The sequence below is a fragment of the Stenotrophomonas sp. GD03777 genome, from assembly GCF_029842485.1.
Classification (GTDB): domain Bacteria; phylum Pseudomonadota; class Gammaproteobacteria; order Xanthomonadales; family Xanthomonadaceae; genus Stenotrophomonas; species Stenotrophomonas sepilia.
Window position 1 is genome coordinate 1 of sequence record NZ_JAOCGL010000047.1, and the last position, 20,903, is coordinate 20,903.

Sequence of the window (20,903 nt, forward strand, 5' to 3'; positions counted from 1 at the left end):
CTGCACCTGCACGCTGGGCAGGGCGGTCGGTGCGGGCCCGGCCACGGCCGCCCAGGGCGACAGCAGGAGGATGGACAACGGCAGGCAATGGCGACGTGCGGCGGGATTCATGATTCAGGTTGATGGATCAGGCGGCAACGCACGTCATGGTACGGGGCTACGGATGACGACGGCGGCGGCCAGCCCCGGCAGGCTTTGTTACGATGGGCTGTTTCCGGCTGCAAGGCCGCAGACCGCGTAGCGCACTTCCTCCCCCTTTCCGTCTACCGAACGAGTACCGCCGTGTCCTTCTTTGCAAACGTGGAACTGGTCCCAGGCGACCCGATCCTGGGCCTGACCGAGGCGTACAACGCCGACAGCCGCCCGACCAAGGTCAACCTGGGTGTGGGCATCTACTACGACGAGAGCGGCCGCATCCCGCTGCTGCGCGCCGTCAAGCAGATCGAGCAGCAGCTTGCCGCTGACGCCAAACCGCGCGGCTACCTGCCGATCGATGGCCTGCCGGCATACACGCAGGCCACGCGAGAGCTGGTGTTCGGCAAAGACTCGCCGCTGCTGGCCGCCGGCCGCGTCACCACCGCACAGACCGTCGGTGGCAGCGGTGCGCTGCGCGTCGGCGCCGACGTGCTGAAGAAGCTGCTGCCGCACGCCACCGTGGCGCTGAGCAACCCGAGCTGGGAGAACCACCGTGCGGTGTTCAGCGCGGCCGGTTTCGAGGTGCTGGATTACACCTATTTCGATCCGGCCAGCCATGGCGTCGACTTCAACGGCATGCTGGCCGACCTCGGCAAGCTGGAAGCCGGCACCGTAGTGCTGCTGCACGCCTGCTGCCACAACCCCACCGGTGCCGACCTCACGGTCAGCCAGTGGAAGCAGGTCGCGCAACTGCTGAAGGACAAGCAGCTGTTCCCCTTCATCGACATGGCCTACCAGGGCTTCGACAAGGGCATCGAGCAGGATGGCGCCGCCGTGCGCATCATCGCCGAAGCCGGCATCGACAGCTTCATCGTCGCCAACTCGTACTCCAAGTCGTTCTCGCTGTATGGCGAGCGCGTGGGTGCGTTGTCGATGGTGGCGCCGACCGCTGCTGACGCCAAGGCCGTGCAGTCGCAGGTCAAGCGTGTGATCCGCACCATCTACTCCAGCCCGTCCACCCACGGTGCCGCGCTGGTGGCCGGCGTGCTGACCAACCCGGAACTGCGCGCGATGTGGGAGCAGGAGCTGACCGAGATGCGCGAGCGCATCCACGCCCTGCGCCAGGGCCTGGTCGAAAAGCTGGCCGCTGCCGGTGCGCCGCAGTTCGGCTTCATCAACGAACAGGCCGGCATGTTCTCCTACTCGGGCCTGAGCCGTGAGCAGGTCGAACGCCTGCGCGACGAGTTCGGCATCTACGCCGTCGGCACCGGCCGCATCTGCGTGGCCGCGCTGAACCAGAACAACCTGGAATACGTCGCCAAGGCCGTGGCCACCGTCGCCAAGGGCTGAAGCAACGCACCAGTGGTTTGACAACAAAGGCGCCGAAAGGCGCCTTTGTTTTTGCTTCTGCTTTGCCTCTGCCTTTGCCACACCCTCCGCGCTCGCGGCGAACCCTGAAGCGCAGGGCGAGGTACACCGTGGCCAGGACCGTGAGGCGCATGGATGCGCCGACCGAGCCCCCATGGATGGGTTTACGGCGTGTCCTGACCACGGTGTACCTCGCCCTGTGCCTCCATGAAGGAAGGCGCCACGAGCGCAACGCATCTGGAAACGATTACGCCTTCCCGCGCTCACGCACGCCCCCGCCAGACGGGCGACAATAGGCGTTTTCCCGCTGCCGAGACCTGCCCGACCATGTCCCGTACTTCGTTGACCCGCTTCCTGATCCAGGAACAGCACGCCGGCCGCATCAATGCCGACCTGCGCCAGCTGATCGCCGTGGTCGCCCGCGCCTGCACCAGCATTTCCATCGCCGTCAGCAAGGGCGCCCTCGGTGGCGTGCTCGGCGACGCCGGTACCGGCAACGTGCAGGGTGAAGCACAGAAGAAGCTGGACGTGATCAGCAACGAGATCCTGCTCGAAGCCAATGCCTGGGGTGGCCACCTTGCCGCCTGCGCCTCGGAGGAAATGGACCACAGCCAGCCGGTGCCGGACATCTACCCGCGCGGTGATTTCCTGCTGCTGTTCGATCCCCTCGACGGCAGCTCCAACATCGACGTCAACGTCTCCGTCGGCACCATCTTCTCCGTGCTGCGTTGCCCGACCAACGTCGAGCTGCCGGGCGATGACGCCTTCCTGCAGCCGGGCAGCAAGCAGATCGGCGCTGGCTACTGCATCTACGGGCCCAGCACCCAGCTGGTGCTGACCGTCGGCCATGGCACCCACGCCTTCACCCTGGACCGCGAGAAGGGCGAGTTCGTGCTGACCACCGAGAACATGCAGATTCCGGCGGCCACCCAGGAATTCGCCATCAACATGTCCAACCAGCGTCACTGGGAAGCGCCGATGCAGGCCTACGTCAGTGATCTGCTGGCCGGCAAGGAAGGCTCGCGCGGCAAGAACTTCAACATGCGCTGGATCGCCAGCATGGTGGCCGACGTGCATCGCATCCTGACCCGCGGCGGCATCTTCATCTACCCGTGGGACAAGAAGGATCCGTCCAAGGCCGGCAAGCTGCGCCTGATGTACGAAGCCAGTCCGATGGGCCTGCTGGTCGAACAGGCCGGCGGCGCCGCCTGGACCGGCCGCGAGCGCATCCTCGACATCCAGCCCGACCAGCTGCACCAGCGCGTGCCGGTGTTCCTGGGTTCGCGCGAGGAAGTGGCCGAAGCGGTGCGTTACCACCACGCGCACGACGAAGCGCAGGGCTGACGGCTCGACGCCTGACGGCGGTCATGGCAGTTCGATGACATGACCGCAGGGTGACACCGCGGGCGGCAAACGGCACCATCAAGCCGTTGCCGCCGAAGGAATGCACGCATGCACGAGCAGGGCCCGGTCGATTTCATCGAAGTCATCCACAACGCCGTCCCCAGTGAGGTCTGCGCGGCCATCGTCGAGCGCATGCGTGCCACGCGTGGCCTGCTGCCCGGTGCGGTGGGCAGTGGCGTGTTCCCCGAACTCAAGCACAGCAAGGATCTGCGCATCAGTGGCCTGGACGGTTGGCAGGACGTCGACCAGCAGCTGCAGATCGCGGTGTTCAACGGCCTGCTGACTTATCTACGCCGTTATCCACAGGCATTGATCGCGCCGCTGATGTTGCAGATCCAGGACAGCAATGGCCAACCGCGACGCCTGTCTGCCGAGGACTTTCCCGACATGCCGCAACAGCAGCTGGCCGACCTGGCCCGCACCTGCCTTCGTCCGGGTGCGATCAACCTGCAGTGGTACGCCGCGGGCGAGGGTGGCTACCCGTACTGGCACTGCGAGCTGTACCCGAAGGATGCGCAGGCCGAGACCCTGCACCGGCATGTACTGTGGACGCTGTACCTCAATGACGACTTCGACGAGGGCGAAACCGAGTTCCTGTTCCAGGGGCGGAAGATCGCGCCGCGCACCGGCAGTTTGCTGATTGCGCCGACGGCGTTCACCCACACCCATCGCGGCAATCGGCCACAGGGTGGCGACAAGTTCATCGCCACCAGCTGGATCCTGTTCCAGAGTGCGCAGAAGTTGTTTGGGGGGTGACGCCGAACTGCTCGTCGGCCTTGATGTACAGTCGAGCCATGCTCGACTGATGGCCTCAGAACAACGACCCTTGCGGCGAATCCTTCTTCGGCGGCAACGGCTTCTGGAACCGGCTGCAATCCAGCTTCGGCCAATGGCTGTTCTGCGCATTGAATCCCAACCGCTTGCGCGCCAGCTTGAAGCGGTTGTTCAACAGATCGGCATACACGCCCTGGCCGCGCATGCGGGTGCCGAACTGGCTGTCGTAGTCCTTGCCACCACGCAGCTGCTGGATGGTACTCATCACGTGCGCGGCGCGATCGGGATGATGGGTATCGAGCCAGTCGCGGAACAGTGGCGCCACTTCCAGCGGCAGGCGCAGCAGCACGTAGCCTGCGGTACTGGCGCCTGCATCGTGCGCAGCCTCCAGCACCGCTTCAAGTTCGCTGTCGTTGATCCACGGAATCACCGGTGCCACCATCACGCCCACCGGGATACCCGCGTCATGCAGGCGCTTCATCGCGCGCAATCGTGCATGGGGTGCTGATGCGCGCGGTTCCAGCTTCGCGGAGAGATGCGGGTCCAGCGAGGTCACCGAGAAATGCACACTGACCAGGTTCTCCGCCGCCAGCGGCGCGAGCAGATCAATGTCGCGCTCGACCAGTGCGTTCTTGGTGATCAGCGAGAACGGATGCCTGGTTTCCAGCATCACTTCGATCAGCTGGCGGGTCAGCTTGAACTTGCGCTCGATCGGCTGATATGCATCGGTGTTGATGCCCAGCGCGATCGGCTGCGGCACGTAACCGGGTTTCGACAGTTCCTTGCGCAGCAGCTGAGGCGCATTGGTCTTGGCGAACAGCTTGGTCTCGAAGTCCAGGCCAGGTGACAGGTTCAGATAGGCATGGGAAGGGCGCGCGAAGCAGTAGGAACACCCATGCTCACAACCGCGATACGGATTCACCGACTGGCTGAAGCCGACGTCTGGCGAAGTGTTGCGGGTGATGATGCTGCGCGCGGTCTCGGCGCGCACCTCGGTGCGCAGGCGCGGCGCGAGGAACTCCTCGCTCTCATCGACCGCCCAGCCGTCGTCCACCGCCTCGCTGACGGTGCTTTCGAAGCGCCCAGCAAGGTGGGACGTGGAACCTCGGCCCTTGATCGCAATACCCATTGCGGCAGGGTACGTCGCCACCGTCTCAATGGCTGCGACGGCTGTCTGAAGGGTTCAGGGCAAGTCTGAGCCGAGCGTGGGCTCGGCTCTACAGTGGATACGGATACCTTGTAGAGCCGAGCCTACGCTCGGCTGCAATGCATCAAAGCAGCGCCAAGTACCCGCGCACGGTGGCATCCAGCCCGTCATACAGTGCCTCGCCGATCAGCGCGTGGCCAATCGACACCTCCAGCACGTCCGGCACGTGGCCCAGGAAATCGCGCAGGTTGTCCTGCGACAGGTCGTGCCCGGCGTTGACGCCCAGGCCCACCGCCTGCGCCCGCCGCGCCGCAGTGGCGAACAGTTCGAGCATTGCCGCAGCGTCGCCCGCCGCATGCGCCTCTGCGTAGGGGCCGGTGTACAGCTCGATGCGGTCGGCACCGACCTCGGCAGCCTGCTCCAGCGACGGGTTGCCCGCATCCACGAACAGGCTGACCCGGCAGCCCATCGCCTTCAGTTGGGCAATCAACGGGCGCAAGCGCTCGGCGTCGCGTTCGAAGTCGAAACCGTGGTCGGAGGTGATCTGGCCATCGCCGTCGGGCACCAGGGTGGCCTGCGCCGGACGGGTCTGTTCGCACAGCGGCAGCAGCCCCGGGTACCCCTCGCGCGGCGGCGCAAATGGATTGCCCTCGATGTTGAATTCCACGCCACGCGCGCGGGTCAACGTGGACAGGGCCAGCACGTCCTCAGCGGTGATGTGGCGGCGGTCCGGCCGCGGATGCACGGTGATGCCATGCGCGCCGGCATCCAGGCAGGCCTGGGCGGCGCGCACCACGTCCGGTTCGGCACCGCCGCGCGAATTGCGCAGGACGGCGATCTTGTTGACGTTGACGCTGAGCTGGGTCATGGAACGGAACTACTTGGAAAGAGGGGACGGATCGTTGTCGTTGGCGTCATCGTTGCGGCGCGCCTGGGCCTGCTCGCGCAGGCGGCGCAGTTCCTCGGCATCGATCAGGGTGGCCGGGTCGCGCTGCAGGTCGCCGAAACGGGCCACGTAACGACCGCGTACCCAGGCCAGCAGGAAGGCGAGCGCCGCCAGCAGGCACAGGGTCATCAACCCCGCGCTCGGGGTCTTCAGCGCGAAGGCAAAGCAGCCCAGCGCCAGCAGCAGGTACAACCAGTACATAGTCGGGCTCCCCGGATGATCGCCGCAGTGTAGCGCTGCATCACAGCAGCGGCGAGGCCAGCCGGGCGAAGGCCTCGGGCAGGCGGTGCAGCCACAGCGAGCGCCCGGCCTGGTCATGCACCCGGGTGGCGCAATCGAATTCACCCTGCAGCAGCTCGGCCAGGGCCGCCACGCGGTCCCGGTCGCTGATCATCATCGACAGCTCGAAGTTCAGGCGGAAGCTGCGGTGGTCGAAGTTGGCACTGCCGACAATGCAGACGTCGTCGTCGGCGATGAACGCCTTGGTGTGCAGCATGCGCGGGCCGTACTCGTAGATCTTCACGCCGGCATGCAACAGCTCATCGAAGTACGAGCGCGCGGCCTGGGTGACGAACCACGAATCGCTCATTTTCGGTACCAGCAGGCGCACGTCCAGGCCGCCCAGCGCGGCCGAAGTCAGCGCCATCCGCGCCGCTTCACCCGGCACGAAATAGGGCGTCACCAGCCACACCCGTTCGTGCGCTTCCTGGATGGCAGCGACGTGCAGCCGGTGGATCGTCTCCCAGCCCGAATCCGGGCCGGACACCAATACCTGCGCGTTGATCGCGCCATCCCCGCGCAGCGGCATATCGGCCGGCCACAAGCGGGCGATATCCATCCGCGAGGGTTCCTGGCCACTGGCGTAGAGCCAGTCCTCGGCGAACACCAGCTGCAGACTGCGCACCACATGACCGCGGATGCGCATGTGCAGGTCGCGATAGGCGTCGGGCCTGCGGCTTTCGTCTTCCTCGTCGGTGATGTTGATGCCGCCAGTGAAGGCCAGGCGGCCATCGACAATCACCAGCTTGCGGTGCGTGCGCAGGTTCAGCCACGGGCGCTTGAACGGTTTCAGCAGCTGCCGTGGGTGGAACCAGATCGCTTCACCGCCGGCGTCGAGCAGGGGCTGCAGGAAACGGCGGGGCAGGGCGGATGAGCCCACCGCATCCAGCAGCAGGCGCACCTGCACACCGGCACGTGCGCGCTCGACCAGGGCATCGCGCAGGGCGGTGCCTGCGTGATCCGGATTGAAGATGTAGTACTCCAGATGGATGTGATCGTGCGCCTGTGCAACGGCTTCCAGCAAGGCCGCGTAGGTCGCCGCACCGTCCACCAGCCAGGTCACTTCGGTGGCACTGCTTGGGGCCAGTCCGGTCGTTGCCTGGGCAACCTTGGCCAGTTCGGTGCAGTCCGAATCGGGCGGGCAGACATCGCTGTAGTGCTCCATGCCCGAGCGTGCACGGCCACGACGCAGCCGTTGCCGCTTCACCTTCTGCGGGCCCAGCAGGTAGTAGATGAAGAGCCCCAGATAGGGGAGCAGTGCCAACGAAAGGATCCAGCTCAGCGTGGCCACCGGCTCGCGCTTCTGCAGCATGATCCAGCCCGCCAGCGCGAACAGGTACAGCAGGTAAGCCACCGCCAGGATCGTGCCGAGGTGGGCGATACCGTCGAGCCAATGGCGCAGGGAATCGAAGAGGGCAAGCATGCGCCGATCATAGCGGCGCATGCTGCCGGATGGGGTCAGATCCCTTTTCCGAAGGAAAGGCGTTCTGACCCCATCCCATGTGCCAGGACGAGGACAAAAAAACGCCCCTGTCTCCAGGGGCGTCTGCAGTCGCGTCATGACTGTTGTGTTGCGGTGTCGCGTTTACTGCTGCACAAAACCGATCTTCTTCATCTGAGCATTCTTCGCGGCGGCCAGAACCTTGGCCATCACGTCGTACTCGGAATCCGGGCTGGCGTCGATGCGCAGTTCCGGCTGGTTGGTCGGGTCACGCTGGACCTCCTGCTCCATCCGCTGCTGCAGCTCGCTGGTATTGATCGGGCTGTTGTTCCACGAGACCTGGTTGCTGGCGTCGATCTTCAGTTCGATCGGCGGCGGCGGTTCGACCAGCTGCGGCGGTGGGTTGAGCACACGCTGCGGCAGGTCCACGGCGATCGGGTACGTCATGATCGGCGCGGTCACGATGAAGATGATCAGCAGAACCAGCATCACGTCCACGAGGGGCGTGACGTTGATGTCTGCCATGGGGCCCTTGCCACCACCACTACTGAATGCCATGGCTTATTGCCCCTTTTCTTTGGTCGCAACGAAGCCGACGTCCAGCATGCCCTGTTCCTGCGCGACCTTGGTCAGGTCGTTGATGACGCGCATCTTGGTGGTGCGGTCACCACGCAGGTTCAGCGGCGGCTGCGGGGTCTGCTGTGCGGCGGTCGCCAAGCGGGACTCGAGAGTCTGCTTGTTGATTTCTTCGTCGTTCCAGTAGATCGAGCCGTCTTCCTTGACTGCCAGCGTGATCGGGTTGGGACGCTTTTCAGCATCTTCCGGCTTCTGGATCAGGTTGGCTTCCGGCAGATCCACCTTGACCTTGTGGGACATCAGGGGCGCCGTGATGATGAAGATGATCAGCAGCACCAGCATCACGTCCACGAGGGGCGTAACGTTGATGTCGGCCATGGGGCCGCCGCTGTTACCACTACTGAAAGCCATAACGGGCTCCGTCTAGATCTTAGTGACTACTTACTTTGTCGCTGGGTGACGCGCGCCGCAATCAGCGGACGCGCGAACCGGTGGCGAAGAAGTCGTGCAGGTCGTGCGCGAAGGTATCGAACTTGCTGATGGTCGCGCTGTTGATCTTGCTGAAGAAGTTGAAGGCGAACACGGCCGGGATTGCGACGAACAGACCGATCGCGGTCATGATCAGCGCTTCACCCACCGGGCCGGCAACGGCGTCGATCGAAGCGGAGCCGGTGGCACCGATCTTGATCAGCGCGCCGTAGATGCCCCACACGGTACCCAGCAGACCGACGAACGGAGCGGTCGCGCCGACGGTAGCCAGCAGGGTCATGCCCGACTGCAGCTTGTTGCTTTCGCGGGTGACGGCCTGACGCAGGGCGCGGTCGACGAACTCCGAACGGCTCAGGTTCTCACCGACGCCGCCGGTAGCACCGCCTTCAGCGCGCTGGTGGTGGGCGGCTGCCTGGGCAGCGTCCAGGGCGATCTTCGAGAACGGCTCCGAAGCCGGCTGCTCTTCCATCGCACGGATGGCGTCCTGCGCGTTCGGGGTGTCCCAGAACAGGCTGACGACGCGATCAGCGGCGCTCTTCAGGCGGGTGGCACGGAAGATGTTGATGACGGTCCAGTACCAGGACATGGCCGACATGGCGATCAGGGTCAGCAGCACGACCCAGGAAACCGCGAAATCACCCGGCTTGGTGGTCATTTCGTGGATCAGGTGCTCGAAGCCCATCTGCGACAGGGCGTTGGACGGATTGCCCCCGGCAGCAGCGGCGATGAAAATTTCCTGCAGCATGACGCTTACCTTTGTTGTGTGTGGTGATAAAGGGTGTAGCTAAGCTAAACAATCGAACCGGGAGCGGGGGTGGCCAGGCGGACACCCGGGCGCATCAGTTCAGCGCAAAGTTGACCGGGACGCGAACGCGACCTGCCGTCTTCTTACCGCCTGCTTCAGCGGCGTTGAAGCGCCACTTGCGAGCCGCTTCCATCGCAGCACGGTCCAGGTCGCGGTTACGGCTGGACTTTTCCACCGTGACATTGGTGACGTTGCCGCTGGCATCGACATCAATGATCAGGATCACTTCGCCCTGGATACCTGCGCGGAAGGCTGCCGGCGGGTAGCGCGGCGGATTCATGGCCTTCGACGAGATGTCCACGCTGGCCTCGATCGAGGTCGGCGGTGCCGGCGGCGCCGGAGGCGACGGCGGGGTGACGATATCGTTCGGGCGCGGCTCCGGCACGTCGACAACCGGCGCCTGCGGCGGCGGCGGTACGGGCGACGGCTTCGGCGGCGACAGATTCTTCACCGGCGGTGGCGGAGTATCCTGCGGCGGCGGCGGCGGCGGCGGCGGTGGGGGCGGCGGCGGCGCGTCGACGATGGTCACCATGACGTTGCGCTCCTTCTCCGCGACGGCCTTGGGAGCCACGGCGGGAATCAGGAGCATCATGAAGGCGGCCAGATGCAGGGCAATTACAAACGCGATGCCGACGATGCGAGGCCAGCTCAGCCCCTTGTCATCGGGTTGTTCGTACCGGTGAACGACTAGTTGTTCCGTCATGCGCCAAGAGCTCAATAGTGGGGCCGGAATCCCGGGGGCGGGATCCCTGATCAGCGGTGCATGACACCGCAGGAACCTCCAAGCTTATACCAATCCTGAGCGCCTGCGCATCAACTGAGCAGGCATTCAGGCGTTATTCCTACTTACTTCAGGTTGATGATTTTTTTGGCATCAGCCTGGTTCTTCACGCCCTTCGCCAGCGCCTGCTGGGCGGCCTGCTTGGCCTCGGGGACGCGACCTTCGGCATGCAGAACGCGTGCCAGGTTCAGGTAGGTCTCACCGTCCTTGGAGAGCGGGGCGGCCTTCTGCCACGCATCGATCGCCTGCGGCACCTGGTCGGAGTAGTAGTAGGACTGGGCCAGCGCCAGGTAGACCTGGTAATCCGGCTTCAGGATGCCCTTCTGCAACCCTTCGTTGATGACCGCGATGACGTCCTTTTCCTTGTTCTCGGTGTTGGCATAGATCGAGTACAGCTGCTTGTACTCGCGCTCTTCGGTGAGCTGGCCGCTGCTGCGCAGCTTGTCCATCACCGCGGCGGCCTTCGGCATCTGGTCAGCCTGCATGTACATGTTGGCCAGATTCAGCTGGGCCTTCTTGTCCGACGGGTTCTTGGCCGCCAGCGCTTCTGCGGCCTGCACGGCCTCACCGGTCTGGCCGGCTTCGGAAAGGGCCGCCATCAGCAGCTGGTTCCAGTTGTCCTTCGGCTCGGCAGCGCCCGCGATGGCCTGCTTCAGCACCGGGATCGCTTCCTGGTAGCGCTCCAGCTGGTACAGCGCCTGGCCCTTGGCAATCAGCTCTTCCGGCTTGGTCGACTTGCTCTCGGCGAAGTACTTGTCCAGGGTGGCCAGGCCTTCGGCAGTCTGGTCTTCCTGCAGCTGCAGCTGGCCCAGCATCAGCATCGACTGGAAGTGGCCGTTGTTGTCCAGGCCGTTGAACTGGATGACCTGCTTCAGGTAGGCGATGGCGGCCGGGGTGTCGTCGGTCTGGTAGGCGGCCTGCGAGGCCAGCTGCGCGGCCAGCGACTTGTCGTACTCGTTGGAGGCGCTGTCAGCCAGGATCGCGTCAGCCTGCGTGCGCGTCTCCGGGAACTTTTCCTTGTTGTAGCTGTCGATCATTTTCTGCAGCTTGCTGCCCATCTTGGCCGAGGCCTTGGCGGTCGGCTCCTGGCGGGTCGCATTCGGGTACAGCGGTTCGGCCTTGGCCTGCTTGCTGCTGCCGCCGCGGCTGCCACGGTCGGAGGAACGCGAGGACTGCGCGAAGGCATCGGTGACCACGGCGCCGGTCAGGGCGGTCGCGACGAGGACGGAAAGCACAGCTTTGTGGTTACGGAAAATCATCGTTCACCTCGATCGAACCGCCGGATAGCGGCAAAGTCGGACTGTCAGAAAAATCTGAGCCGCCAAACGTATCAGAAACAGATGGCGTGAGAAATCGTTTTATGTGCTGCAATACAGCATAGAACTGCGCACTCATCCGCACTTTGGCCGCAGCCCGGCCGCCTGGGCCTGCTGATAGACCGGCGCCAGGCCCGGCGCGTCGCGTCGCAGCTCCTGGATCCGGTTGGCCGGATCGGGGTGGGTGGACAGCCATTGCGGGCTTCGACCGCCGCTGGCGGCCATCATGTTCTGCCACAGATCCACGGCCTGGGCCGGGTTGAATCCGGCCTGCGCCATCAGCCGCTGGCCGATCACGTCCGCCTCGCTTTCCTGGGTCCGCGAGCCGGGCAACAGGAAGGCCGCCTGCGCGCCCATGCCGCCCAGCTGATTGACCGTATTGGCGGCACCATCGCCATAGGCGGCACCGGCCAGCGCGCCCAGCACGGCCAGGCCGGTCTGCGCGCCCATCTGCCGGGTAATGCGTTCCTCGTGGTGACGCGCGATCACGTGGCCGATCTCATGACCGATCACGGCAGCCAACTGGTCCTGGTTCCTGGCGACGGTGAAGATGCCGGTGTTCACGCCCACTTTGCCGCCGGGCAGGGCAAAGGCGTTGGGTTCCTTGTCGACGAATACGGCAGTCTCCCACCGTACCCCACGGTACTGAGGCGGCAGCTGTGCGACCAGCGCATTGACCACGCACTGCACGTAGCCGTTCTGGCGGCCATCGGTGCTGATCTTCTCTTTCTGCTTGGTCTCGGCAAACGCCTGCGCACCGAGCTGGTCAAGCTGTGCCTGCGACACACCGCCCACCATCTGCCGTCGTCCGGTTGGCGAGGTGGTGGTTGCACAGGCACTGACCAAGGTGGTGATGACTAGAGCCAGCAGCAGTTGTTTCATGGGTCCGCCCCCGTGTTCATGTGCGCAGTGTGTAGCGTACCTGCTTAATCTTTCGTCAAGCGGGCACGGCGTTACGTTGACCCCAGGAACACCATCGCGGCGAGCGCAACCGCGTTGTTCAGCGCATGCGCGGCAATCGCCGCCCACAGGGTGCCGGTGCGGCGGTACAGCCAGCAGAAGGCGGCGCCCATGCCACCGTACACCAGCCACAGCTGCGCCATGCCGAGCAGCGAGTTCTTGCTGACACCGGGCACTTCATGGACCAGGGCGAACGCCAGGCTGCTGAGGATCAGGCCCAGCCAGGGGCGGCCGGCTTGCCACAGGCGCCCGAACAGGACGCGGCGAAACAGCAGCTCTTCGTAGGCGGGGGCGAGGACGACCGCAAACAGCACCAGGAACAGCGGGAAGCGAGCGATCGCGCTCTGCATCAGTTCCACGTTGGTGGGCACCGGCTCGATGCCGAACTGCTTGGAAAGGAAGGCGATGCCGTTGCTGCCGAGCACGATCAGCGTGGCCACCAGCAGGGTCCAGCCCCAGGTGGACGGCCGCAGCAACGCCTGTCGCGACGCCATGCGTTCGCCGGCGCTTGCCGGGCGTCGCCAGAAGTACAGCAGCAGCGCGGCGCCACCGGTGGCGATCAGGGCCATCAGGATCTGCGCCAGGGCACCGGGCTGGCCCACTGCCGCGCCGACAGCGTCAGGTGTCAGTCCGCCATTGGCCTCGGCGTTGGCGCGGCTGACCACGATTGCACGGTAGAAGCCCCAGAACAGGCCGGAGACCATGCTCAGGCCGACCAGGGTAACGGCGGCGATGCCCAGGTCGATGAAGAAGCCTGCCAACGGTGCCACGGCGCGCGGTGGGGTAGACACCGGCGGAACCGGGGGCGGGGCGGCGGAGACCGGGGTGGATGCGGACATCAGGTACCTGTGTTCAAGGGACGAAGGCCGGTGCAGCTCCCCGCGCACCGGCCAGGTCCCGATTGTGTCAGATATCCAGGTTGGCGACTTTCAGCGCATTGTCTTCGATGAAGTCGCGACGCGGCTCGACGACATCGCCCATCAGGGTGCTGAAGATCTGGTCGGCAGCGACCGCATCCTCGATGCGCACCTGCAGCAGGCGACGGGTCTCCGGGTTCACCGTGGTATCCCACAACTGCTCCGGATTCATTTCACCCAGACCCTTGAATCGCTGGATCTGGCGGCCGCGCTTGGCCTCCTCGAGCAGCCAGTTCTGCGCCTTCGCGAAGCTGTCGACTTCGATCGACTTGGCGCCGCGGGAAATCGTTGCACCTTCGCGCACCAGGCCGTGCAGCAGCTTGGAGGCCTGGTGGATCGCACGCAGTTCGCCACTCTCGAACGCCGACATCGGCAGCACCTGGATGTGCTCCTCGCCCATGTGGCGACGGGTCACCAGCACAGCGGCGGGGCGTTCCTCGTTGGCGTCCTGCAGTTCCAGGCTGAAACGCGGGCTGCCCAGGCTGCCCTGGTTGAGGCGCTTGGCCAGCGCATCCAGGCCTTCGCCTTCGCCCGCATTGCGCAGGCTGTCCATGTCCATCGGCACGAAATCGACCAGCGCTTCGAGCAGGTTGCGGTCATAGCGGTGCGCGTTGCGTTCGATGGAATCGAGCGCGGCGGCGTACGCCAGCAGCAGCTTCTCCAGTGCCAGGCCTTCGATGCCCGGTTCGCCGGTGGCCGGCACCAGCGCGGCGTTTTCCACCGCACTGCTGGCCAGGTAGCTGTCCAGCGCCGGATCATCCTTCAGGTACAGCTCCTGCTTGCCCTGCTTGATCTTGTACAGCGGCGGCAAGCCGATGTAGACGTAACCGCGCTCGATCAGCTCCGGCATCTGACGGTAGAAGAACGTCAGCAGCAGGGTGCGGATGTGGGCGCCGTCGACGTCGGCGTCGGTCATGATGATGATCTTGTGGTAACGCAGCTTGTCCGGGTTGTACTCGTCGCGGCCGATGCCGGTGCCCAGCGCGGTGATCAGCGTACCGACCTGGTCGGAGGACAGCATGCGGTCGAAGCGCGCGCGTTCCACGTTGAGGATCTTGCCGCGCAGCGGCAGCACCGCCTGGTTCTTTCGGTTGCGGCCCTGCTTGGCCGAGCCACCTGCCGAGTCACCCTCGACGATGAACAGTTCGGACAGCGCCGGATCCTTTTCCTGGCAGTCGGCCAGCTTGCCCGGCAGGCCGGCGATGTCCAGCGCGCCCTTGCGGCGGGTCAGGTCGCGGGCCTTGCGGGCGGCTTCACGTGCACGCGCGGCGTCGACGATCTTGCCGGCAATCGCCTTGGCTTCGTTCGGGTTTTCCTGCAGGAACTCTTCCAGGCGCGCACCGAAGGCGTTTTCCACCGCCGGACGCACGTCGGAGCTGACCAGCTTCTCCTTGGTCTGGCTGGAGAAGCTGGGATCCGGCACCTTCACCGACAGCACCGCGATCATGCCTTCGCGCATGTCGTCGCCGGTCAGGTTGATCTTGGCCTGCTTGGCGATGCCGTTCTGCTCGATGTAGTTGTTGAGCACGCGGGTCAACGCACCGCGGAAACCGGCGAGGTGGGTACCGCCGTCCTTCTGCGGGATGTTGTTGGTGAAGCAGTACATCGTCTCCTGGTAGGAGTCGGTCCACTGCAGCGCCACCTCCACGACGATGCCGTTGTGCTCGCCGGTGACGGAGATGACATTCGGGTGCAGCGGGGTCTTCAGCTGGGCCAGATGCTCCACGAAGCTGCGGATGCCGCCTTCGTAGTGGAAGTCATCGCGACGGCCGTCGCCACGCTCGTCGGCAAGGACGATCTTGACGCCGGAGTTCAGGAACGACAACTCGCGCAGACGGCGGGCCAGGATGTCGTAGTGGAATTCCACGTTGTCGTGGAAGGCGACGGTGGACGGCCAGAAGCGCACGGTGGTGCCACGCTTGGTGGTGGCTTCCAGCTTGGCGAGCGGGGTCACGGCTGCGCCGTTGCTGAATTCCTGCTGGTAGTGGGAGCCGTTCTGGAACACGTCCACCAGCAGCTTCTGCGACAGCGCGTTGACCACGCTGACGCCGACGCCGTGCAGGCCGCCGGAAACCTTGTAGCTGTTGTCGTCGAACTTGCCGCCTGCATGCAGGACGGTCATCACCACCTCGGCGGCGGAGACCTCGCGACCGAGCTTGGCGCTCATCTGCTCGTGCTTGCCGGTCGGAATGCCGCGGCCGTTGTCGGACACCGAGACCGAGCCGTCAGCGTGGATCGTCACCGCGACATGGTCGGCGTGGCCGGCCAGCGCTTCGTCAATCGAGTTGTCGACAACCTCGAACACCATGTGGTGCAGACCGGTGCCGTCATGCACGTCACCGATGTACATGCCGGGTCGCTTGCGGACAGCCTCCAGGCCTTCCAGGGCGGTAATGCTGTTGGCGTCGTAATTGCCGTTGTTTGCCGGGGTGTTCTGTTCGTCGCTCATTGCGCTTGCCGTAGGCTCCGCAGGTCGGGCACCGCTTGGGGCGATGTGCCGAGAATGAAAGGATTCCAACCCGAATTATACCAGCCGGGGTCGAGTGGCCCTGATGTGCCCACTATGGCACAGCCACGATCTGTGCATGTTCCACGTGGAACCGGGCGATCTGGGTCAATTCCTGCAGGGCCGCCGGAGGCTCAGTAGCGGTGACGAAGATCTGCGCCGGGCCGGTGAGCAGGCGCTCCAATACCCGCGCCTGGTGGGTCCGATCCAGTTCGGAGGCCAGATCGTCCAGTGCGATCACCGGCCATTCGCCGCGCTGTTCTGCATAGTCCTCGGCCTGCGCCAGCAGGCACGCCAATGCGGTCAGCTTGGCCTGACCGCGTGACAATGCACCGCGACCAGGAATGCTGTGGAAATCCACGCTCCAGTCCGCCCGGTGCGGCCCAACCGAGGTGTACCCGGCCTGGCGGTCACGATCCCGGGCCAGAAGCAGAGCATCTGCCAGGGGAAGCTCATGCCGACGCCAGCCCGGACTGAGTTCCAGGGCCTGGATGCCGAGTTGCGGCGCCAAACTGGCAGCCAGCGCCACGGCACGCTGCTGCAGCCGCTCGAGGTAGTGCTGACGCCGGCTGGTAAGGGGCTCTCCGGCCTCAGCCAACTCGTGATCCCAGGTGTCCAGCATCCGCGACGGGCCGCCCTGCTTGAGCAGGGCATTGCGCTGCTTCAGCGCCCTTGAATAGCGCCGCCACAAGGACAGGAAATCAGGTTCCACGTGGAACAAACCCCAATCCAGAAAGCGACGGCGGGGCTCGCCACCGCCGCTGACCAGCGCATGGCTGCCGGGCTCAAACGTCACTACCGCCAGCGCTGCGCAGAGGTTGCCGAGCTGAGCCACATCTTCACCGTCCAATCGTCCCTTCCAGTCCTGCCCACTGTGGCGCAGGCCGGCCTTTCGGCGATGCGGCGCGTGGTCGGCACGCTGTTCGTCCCATTCCACGAAGATCTCCAGCGCCTCCTGGCCCTGGCGCACCAGTCCATCGCGAACCCTGCCGCGGAAGCTCCGACCGTAGGCCATCAGATGCAGGGCCTCCAGCACGCTTGTCTTGCCGGCACCGTTGTCGCCAGTGAGCAGGTTCAGCCCCGGCTGGGGCAAGAGATCCACCGCACTGAAGCGACGCAGTTGGTGCAAGGCGAGGCGGCGGATAAGCATGGGGCGCGAACGACCATCCGCTCGAGGCGGTAGAGGGGAAGGGAATCCATCAGCTTACTGCATCGGTCAAGCCGGACGCGCTGCACCCGCATCGATGCGGAGCAGAAGCTCCCGCGCACCAACTGATCGCGGGTTCCACGTGGCGCCGGTTCACCGGCATGCCCGTTTCCAGCTCCGGACGCAGCTGAAATCCCTTCAATTCTGCACAGGGTCACGGGGCGTGGCCCGCCAGATTTCAACGATTTCAAGACCACGGCCGCAGGTGTTTGATGAGCGCTTGCCCGGCCGGGTGAGCGGGCGGGCGCCCGGTTTCCTCCAAATCTGAGATCCGATGCCCTGCGAGGTTCCACAGATTTCAAAGAATCCGGACCATTCGTTTCACGCTGTCCACAGCGGGGCTGTATGACTTATACACAAGGTATGGGCAATCTGTGGATAAAAAAGCCCTTTTGCCTGGGTCTGGAAACTATCCACAGGTTCCCCCCCAGCCTGAGACGCCTCTATACAGGGGGTTTCACCCTCATAAATTCCTTTTAAATCATGCAGATAACACATTTTTCCACGAAATCTGGCTCTACCATCACCACCATGCTTTAGATTTATACCCAGATTTAGAAGCTAGGCTTGGCCCGATCTGTCCCGAATGGGTCCTGTGGACAGAGAGGATTTCAGGAACAGCGAGCACGGTCGCCGCAGCGTGGATGCGCTTCGGCATCCGACCAGCCAGGTCCATAGCAACTGCGTTGAGACCCCAGATGCCGGCCCCGATCAAACATGATTCGGAGGTAGTCCCTGGCATCGACTCAAAGTCCCGTCGCCAGTTCGGCCTGGGAAGCAAAGCGCACGGAACCGGGTCCATCAAGGAAGATGGTGTCCGTTCGAAATCCGTGCTGGAAAGGGTTCAGCCCGATGATCCACGTGGAACGTAAAAAAAAACGCCCGGGAGCTTCCCGGGCGTCGTTATGTTCCACGTGGAACCGGGCTGATGTCAGAGACGCAGCGGCATGACCACGTGGCGCGACTTCTCGCTGCTGGACTCACGCACCAGCGCCGAGGAGTTGGAGTCGCGCAGCTGGATGATGACTTCCTCATCGCGCAGGGCGGAGAGGGCATCCAGCAGGTAGTTCACGTTGAAGCCGATGGCCAGATCGCTGACCGTGGTATCGGCTTCGATTTCTTCCTGGGCTTCCTCCTGCTCCGGGTTGTGCGCGCTGATCTTCAGGTTGCCCGGCGATACTTCCACGCGGATGCCGCGGTACTTCTCGTTGGACAGGATCGCAGCGCGCTGCAGCGAGGCGCGCAGCGCTTCACGATCAACCTTCACTTCACGGTCGGCACCGATAGGAATCACCGCTTCGTAATCCGGGAAGCGGCCGTCGATCAGCTTGGAGGTGAAGGTGACATCGTCGCGCTTGACGCGGACGTGGCTGCGGCCGACTTCCAGCTCGATCTCGCGATCACCACTTTCCAGCAGGCGCTGCAGCTCGGTCACGCCCTTGCGCGGCACGATGATCTGGCGCTTGGAACCGCTCGGCTTGGCCAGGTCGGTTTCACACAGCGCCAGACGGTGGCCGTCGGTGGCAACGGTACGCAGGGCGTCACCGCGCAGATCGAACAGCAGGCCATTGAGGTAATAGCGCACGTCCTGCTGCGCCATCGCGAACGCGGTGCGCTCGATGAGCTCCTTCAGGGTCGCTTCGCCGATGGCCACGCGCTCAGTGGCTTCCACTTCGTCAACCGACGGGAAGTCATTGGAGGGCAGGGTTGCCAGGGTGAAGCGGCTACGACCGGCCTGCACGGTGATCTTGTCTCCGGTCTGCGAGACGGTGATCCGGCTGCCATCGGGCAGGGCGCGGATGATCTCGAACAGCTTGCGGGCGGGAATGGTGGTTTCGCCGTCCTGGGCATCTTCAACCGCGATCCGCGACACCATCTCCACTTCCAGGTCGGTACCGGTCAGCGACAGCTGGCCGTTCTGCACCTGGACCAGGAAATTGGCCAGAACCGGAAGGGTCTGGCGGCGTTCGACCACGTTGACGACCTGTGCCAACGGCTTGAGAAAGGCTTCGCGCTGCAGTGTGAAACGCATGTGGTTCCGTGCCCCTATGCTTTAAAAAATGTGGAATAAATCAAAAGCCTGGTGGTGCTGGTAGAGACAGAATCGCTGGAAAACAATGCTAAGTCTTTGTAAATAAAGGAGTTTCAGGCATCGAAACCCTCTGTATTACCGACCCCCAAGGGGTGGGGAAAGCTGTGGATAAATTCGACGGGATTTCAGACGCCATTTTTATCCACAACGTGTCCCGCGCTTGCTACCGGATTCTGCACCGTTTTGTGCGATGACGCCTCATCGGCATCCGTGCATCATTCGCTCAGCTTCCGGATCAGCTTGTCCCAGTCTTCGCGGAGCTTGCCGTCGGTTTCCATCAGGGACCGGATCTGGCGGCAGGCATGCAGCACCGTGGTGTGATCGCGACCGGCAAAGGCGTCGCCGATCTCGGGCAGGCTGTGCTCGGTCAGTTCCTTGGTCAGGGCCATGGCGACCTGGCGGGGGCGAGCGAGCGAGCGGGTCCGACGCTTCGACAGCAGATCCTTGATCTGCAGGCCGTAGTAGTCGGCAACGGTCTTCTGGATGTTGGGAATGCTGATCGCCTGCTGCTGGGCGCGCAGCAGGTCGCGCAGGGTTTCCTGGGCGAATTCGGTGGTGATCGCGCGGCCGGTGAAGTTGGCGCGGGCGGTCAGGGTATTGAGCGCGCCCTCGAGGTCGCGCACGTTGGAGCGCATCTTCTTGGCGATCAGGAACGCAACATCATCGGGAATCTCGGCACCGCGTTCGCGCGCCTTGGCCAGCACGATCGCGGCGCGGGTCTCGAAGTCCGGCGGTTCGATCGCGACCGACAGGCCCCAGGCAAGCCGCGACTTCAGGCGCGCTTCCAGGCCTTCGACCTCGCGCGGATAGCGGTCGCAGGTCAGGATGATCTGCTGCTTGCCATCGAACAACGCGTTGAAGGTGTGGAAGAACTCTTCCTGCGTGCGGTCCTTGCCGGCGAAGAACTGGATGTCATCGATCAACAGCGCGTCCACCTGCTGGAACTGGCGCTTGAACTGATCCATGGTCTTTTCCTGCAGGGCCCGGATCATGGCGCTGAAGAACTGTTCCGAACGCAGGTACAACACCTTTGCACCTGGATTGGCCTGGCGCATGGCGTTGCCGGCGGCGAACATCAGGTGGGTCTTGCCCAGGCCCGTGCCTCCGTACAGCAGCAGCGGGTTGTGCGCCCGGTCGCCCGGCTTCTGCGCTGCCTGGAAGGCGGCGGCCAGGCCCAGCTGGTTGCTGCGGCCTTCGACGAAGTTGGCGAACGTGTAGTGGCTGTCCAGGTTGCCGGCGAACGGCACCTGCGGTTCGCTGGACACATGCGCCGACGGCGTGGAAACCGGCGCGTTCTGCGCCTCCACGGGGCGCGGGCGCGAGCCGATTTCAAGAAAAACGTCGCTGAAACCGGCGAAATGCGCCAGCAGCTCGCGGATCCGGGCCAGGTACAGCTCGCGGACCTGGTCGACGATGAAGGCATTCGGTGCATACAGCACCAGGCTGTCCACGCGCAGATCGGCCTGCAGCGGCTTCAACCAGGTATGAACGTCTTCCGGCGGGAACTCCGCTTCGAGGCGCTCGAGACTACGGGACCAGGCATCCATCAGCAATAATCGTCCGGTGGCCGGGGCATGGACGCGACAAGGCGCCCAAACACAGGCCGGAAAGGGGGGAAATGGATGGCTCAGACTACCACCGAGCGCCCGCCTTCGGAATGCTTGTCCCCTACTTATTCACAAAAAAATCCACAGCTATTGCACAGCCCGGTGAATTCGCGTAGTCCCCAGGGGTTGACGTGAGGGGGGAGACCTCTCTAG

The 20,903-nt window shown here is 64.3% G+C and carries 18 protein-coding genes; 3 read left to right on the forward strand and 15 right to left on the reverse strand.

Features of this window, described 5'->3' with window-relative positions:
• The first annotated feature begins 282 nt into the window (after nucleotides 1-282).
• The 3 genes from N5E02_RS11725 (at nucleotide 283) to N5E02_RS11735 (ending at nucleotide 3,663) form a co-directional block, all read left to right on the forward strand.
• A complete protein-coding gene (locus N5E02_RS11725; protein ID WP_053496721.1) occupies nucleotides 283-1,485 on the forward strand; it encodes an amino acid aminotransferase in 1,203 nt (400 codons plus the stop codon).
• Nucleotides 1,486-1,830: 345 nt separating this feature from the next.
• On the forward strand, nucleotides 1,831-2,847 hold the full coding sequence (locus tag N5E02_RS11730) for a class 1 fructose-bisphosphatase (RefSeq protein WP_279946285.1): 1,017 nt from the start codon (nucleotides 1,831-1,833) through the stop codon (nucleotides 2,845-2,847).
• 108 nt (nucleotides 2,848-2,955) lie between these two features.
• Nucleotides 2,956-3,663, forward strand: coding sequence for a 2OG-Fe(II) oxygenase (locus N5E02_RS11735; RefSeq protein WP_032957940.1), 708 nt, complete (start codon nucleotides 2,956-2,958; stop codon nucleotides 3,661-3,663).
• Between the two features lie 55 nt (nucleotides 3,664-3,718).
• On the opposite strand, the gene N5E02_RS11740 is transcribed toward N5E02_RS11735, so the two are convergent.
• From N5E02_RS11740 to dnaA, 15 genes are all read right to left on the reverse strand, one after another.
• Entirely contained in the window at nucleotides 3,719-4,810 is a 1,092-nt protein-coding gene (locus N5E02_RS11740; RefSeq protein WP_005421187.1) for a PA0069 family radical SAM protein, read from the reverse strand.
• Between the two features lie 142 nt (nucleotides 4,811-4,952).
• On the reverse strand, nucleotides 4,953-5,696 hold the full coding sequence (locus tag N5E02_RS11745; RefSeq protein WP_005421190.1) for a pyridoxine 5'-phosphate synthase: 744 nt from the start codon (nucleotides 5,694-5,696) through the stop codon (nucleotides 4,953-4,955).
• Between the two features lie 9 nt (nucleotides 5,697-5,705).
• Nucleotides 5,706-5,975: a hypothetical protein gene (locus N5E02_RS11750; protein WP_049438866.1), complete on the reverse strand. Its 270-nt coding sequence runs from the start codon at nucleotides 5,973-5,975 to the stop codon at nucleotides 5,706-5,708.
• A 40-nt stretch (nucleotides 5,976-6,015) separates the two neighbouring features.
• Nucleotides 6,016-7,476 carry a cardiolipin synthase gene (gene cls / locus N5E02_RS11755; protein WP_065179064.1) on the reverse strand — a complete coding sequence of 487 codons (1,461 nt, stop codon included), beginning with the start codon at nucleotides 7,474-7,476 and terminating at the stop codon, nucleotides 6,016-6,018.
• A 162-nt stretch (nucleotides 7,477-7,638) separates the two neighbouring features.
• Nucleotides 7,639-8,052 carry a biopolymer transporter ExbD gene (locus N5E02_RS11760; RefSeq protein WP_005411740.1) on the reverse strand — a complete coding sequence of 138 codons (414 nt, stop codon included), beginning with the start codon at nucleotides 8,050-8,052 and terminating at the stop codon, nucleotides 7,639-7,641.
• Between the two features lie 3 nt (nucleotides 8,053-8,055).
• Nucleotides 8,056-8,481, reverse strand: a complete 426-nt coding sequence (locus tag N5E02_RS11765; RefSeq protein WP_005421196.1) for a biopolymer transporter ExbD — start codon at nucleotides 8,479-8,481, stop codon at nucleotides 8,056-8,058.
• A gap of 61 nt (nucleotides 8,482-8,542) precedes the next feature.
• Nucleotides 8,543-9,304 (reverse strand): TonB-system energizer ExbB, encoded by a 762-nt coding sequence (gene exbB / locus N5E02_RS11770; protein WP_005411738.1) that lies wholly within the window; start codon nucleotides 9,302-9,304, stop codon nucleotides 8,543-8,545.
• Between the two features lie 94 nt (nucleotides 9,305-9,398).
• Nucleotides 9,399-9,956, reverse strand: a complete 558-nt coding sequence (locus tag N5E02_RS11775; protein WP_171956535.1) for an energy transducer TonB — start codon at nucleotides 9,954-9,956, stop codon at nucleotides 9,399-9,401.
• A gap of 254 nt (nucleotides 9,957-10,210) precedes the next feature.
• Complete coding sequence (locus N5E02_RS11780; protein ID WP_005421200.1) at nucleotides 10,211-11,404, reverse strand: tetratricopeptide repeat protein; 1,194 nt, start codon at nucleotides 11,402-11,404, stop codon at nucleotides 10,211-10,213.
• Nucleotides 11,405-11,536: 132 nt separating this feature from the next.
• A complete protein-coding gene (locus tag N5E02_RS11785) occupies nucleotides 11,537-12,343 on the reverse strand; it encodes a M48 family metallopeptidase (protein WP_005421202.1) in 807 nt (268 codons plus the stop codon).
• A 71-nt stretch (nucleotides 12,344-12,414) separates the two neighbouring features.
• Nucleotides 12,415-13,260, reverse strand: a complete 846-nt coding sequence (locus N5E02_RS11790) for a CPBP family intramembrane glutamic endopeptidase (RefSeq protein WP_032954741.1) — start codon at nucleotides 13,258-13,260, stop codon at nucleotides 12,415-12,417.
• 67 nt (nucleotides 13,261-13,327) lie between these two features.
• Nucleotides 13,328-15,787 carry a DNA topoisomerase (ATP-hydrolyzing) subunit B gene (gene gyrB, locus N5E02_RS11795; RefSeq protein WP_005421206.1) on the reverse strand — a complete coding sequence of 820 codons (2,460 nt, stop codon included), beginning with the start codon at nucleotides 15,785-15,787 and terminating at the stop codon, nucleotides 13,328-13,330.
• Nucleotides 15,788-15,899: 112 nt separating this feature from the next.
• Nucleotides 15,900-16,994: a DNA replication/repair protein RecF gene (gene recF, locus N5E02_RS11800; RefSeq protein WP_279946286.1), complete on the reverse strand. Its 1,095-nt coding sequence runs from the start codon at nucleotides 16,992-16,994 to the stop codon at nucleotides 15,900-15,902.
• A gap of 988 nt (nucleotides 16,995-17,982) precedes the next feature.
• Entirely contained in the window at nucleotides 17,983-19,083 is a 1,101-nt protein-coding gene (dnaN, locus tag N5E02_RS11805) for a DNA polymerase III subunit beta (protein WP_005411731.1), read from the reverse strand.
• A 275-nt stretch (nucleotides 19,084-19,358) separates the two neighbouring features.
• On the reverse strand, nucleotides 19,359-20,690 hold the full coding sequence (dnaA, locus tag N5E02_RS11810) for a chromosomal replication initiator protein DnaA (protein ID WP_279946287.1): 1,332 nt from the start codon (nucleotides 20,688-20,690) through the stop codon (nucleotides 19,359-19,361).
• Nucleotides 20,691-20,903 lie beyond the last annotated feature (213 nt).

Coding starts and splice junctions, on each gene's coding strand:
- N5E02_RS11750 (WP_049438866.1), bottom strand. CDS start 5,975: ATGTACTGGTTGTACCTGCTGCTGGCGCTGGGCTGCTTTGCCTTCGCG.
- N5E02_RS11790 (WP_032954741.1), bottom strand. CDS start 13,260: ATGTCCGCATCCACCCCGGTCTCCGCCGCCCCGCCCCCGGTTCCGCCG.
- N5E02_RS11735 (WP_032957940.1), top strand. CDS start 2,956: ATGCACGAGCAGGGCCCGGTCGATTTCATCGAAGTCATCCACAACGCC.
- cls (WP_065179064.1), bottom strand. CDS start 7,476: ATGCTTGCCCTCTTCGATTCCCTGCGCCATTGGCTCGACGGTATCGCC.
- N5E02_RS11740 (WP_005421187.1), bottom strand. CDS start 4,810: ATGGGTATTGCGATCAAGGGCCGAGGTTCCACGTCCCACCTTGCTGGG.
- dnaA (WP_279946287.1), bottom strand. CDS start 20,690: ATGGATGCCTGGTCCCGTAGTCTCGAGCGCCTCGAAGCGGAGTTCCCG.
- N5E02_RS11785 (WP_005421202.1), bottom strand. CDS start 12,343: ATGAAACAACTGCTGCTGGCTCTAGTCATCACCACCTTGGTCAGTGCC.
- N5E02_RS11730 (WP_279946285.1), top strand. CDS start 1,831: ATGTCCCGTACTTCGTTGACCCGCTTCCTGATCCAGGAACAGCACGCC.
- N5E02_RS11745 (WP_005421190.1), bottom strand. CDS start 5,696: ATGACCCAGCTCAGCGTCAACGTCAACAAGATCGCCGTCCTGCGCAAT.
- N5E02_RS11775 (WP_171956535.1), bottom strand. CDS start 9,956: ATGATGCTCCTGATTCCCGCCGTGGCTCCCAAGGCCGTCGCGGAGAAG.
- recF (WP_279946286.1), bottom strand. CDS start 16,994: ATGCTTATCCGCCGCCTCGCCTTGCACCAACTGCGTCGCTTCAGTGCG.
- N5E02_RS11760 (WP_005411740.1), bottom strand. CDS start 8,052: ATGGCATTCAGTAGTGGTGGTGGCAAGGGCCCCATGGCAGACATCAAC.
- dnaN (WP_005411731.1), bottom strand. CDS start 19,083: ATGCGTTTCACACTGCAGCGCGAAGCCTTTCTCAAGCCGTTGGCACAG.
- exbB (WP_005411738.1), bottom strand. CDS start 9,304: ATGCTGCAGGAAATTTTCATCGCCGCTGCTGCCGGGGGCAATCCGTCC.
- N5E02_RS11765 (WP_005421196.1), bottom strand. CDS start 8,481: ATGGCTTTCAGTAGTGGTAACAGCGGCGGCCCCATGGCCGACATCAAC.
- N5E02_RS11780 (WP_005421200.1), bottom strand. CDS start 11,404: ATGATTTTCCGTAACCACAAAGCTGTGCTTTCCGTCCTCGTCGCGACC.
- gyrB (WP_005421206.1), bottom strand. CDS start 15,787: ATGAGCGACGAACAGAACACCCCGGCAAACAACGGCAATTACGACGCC.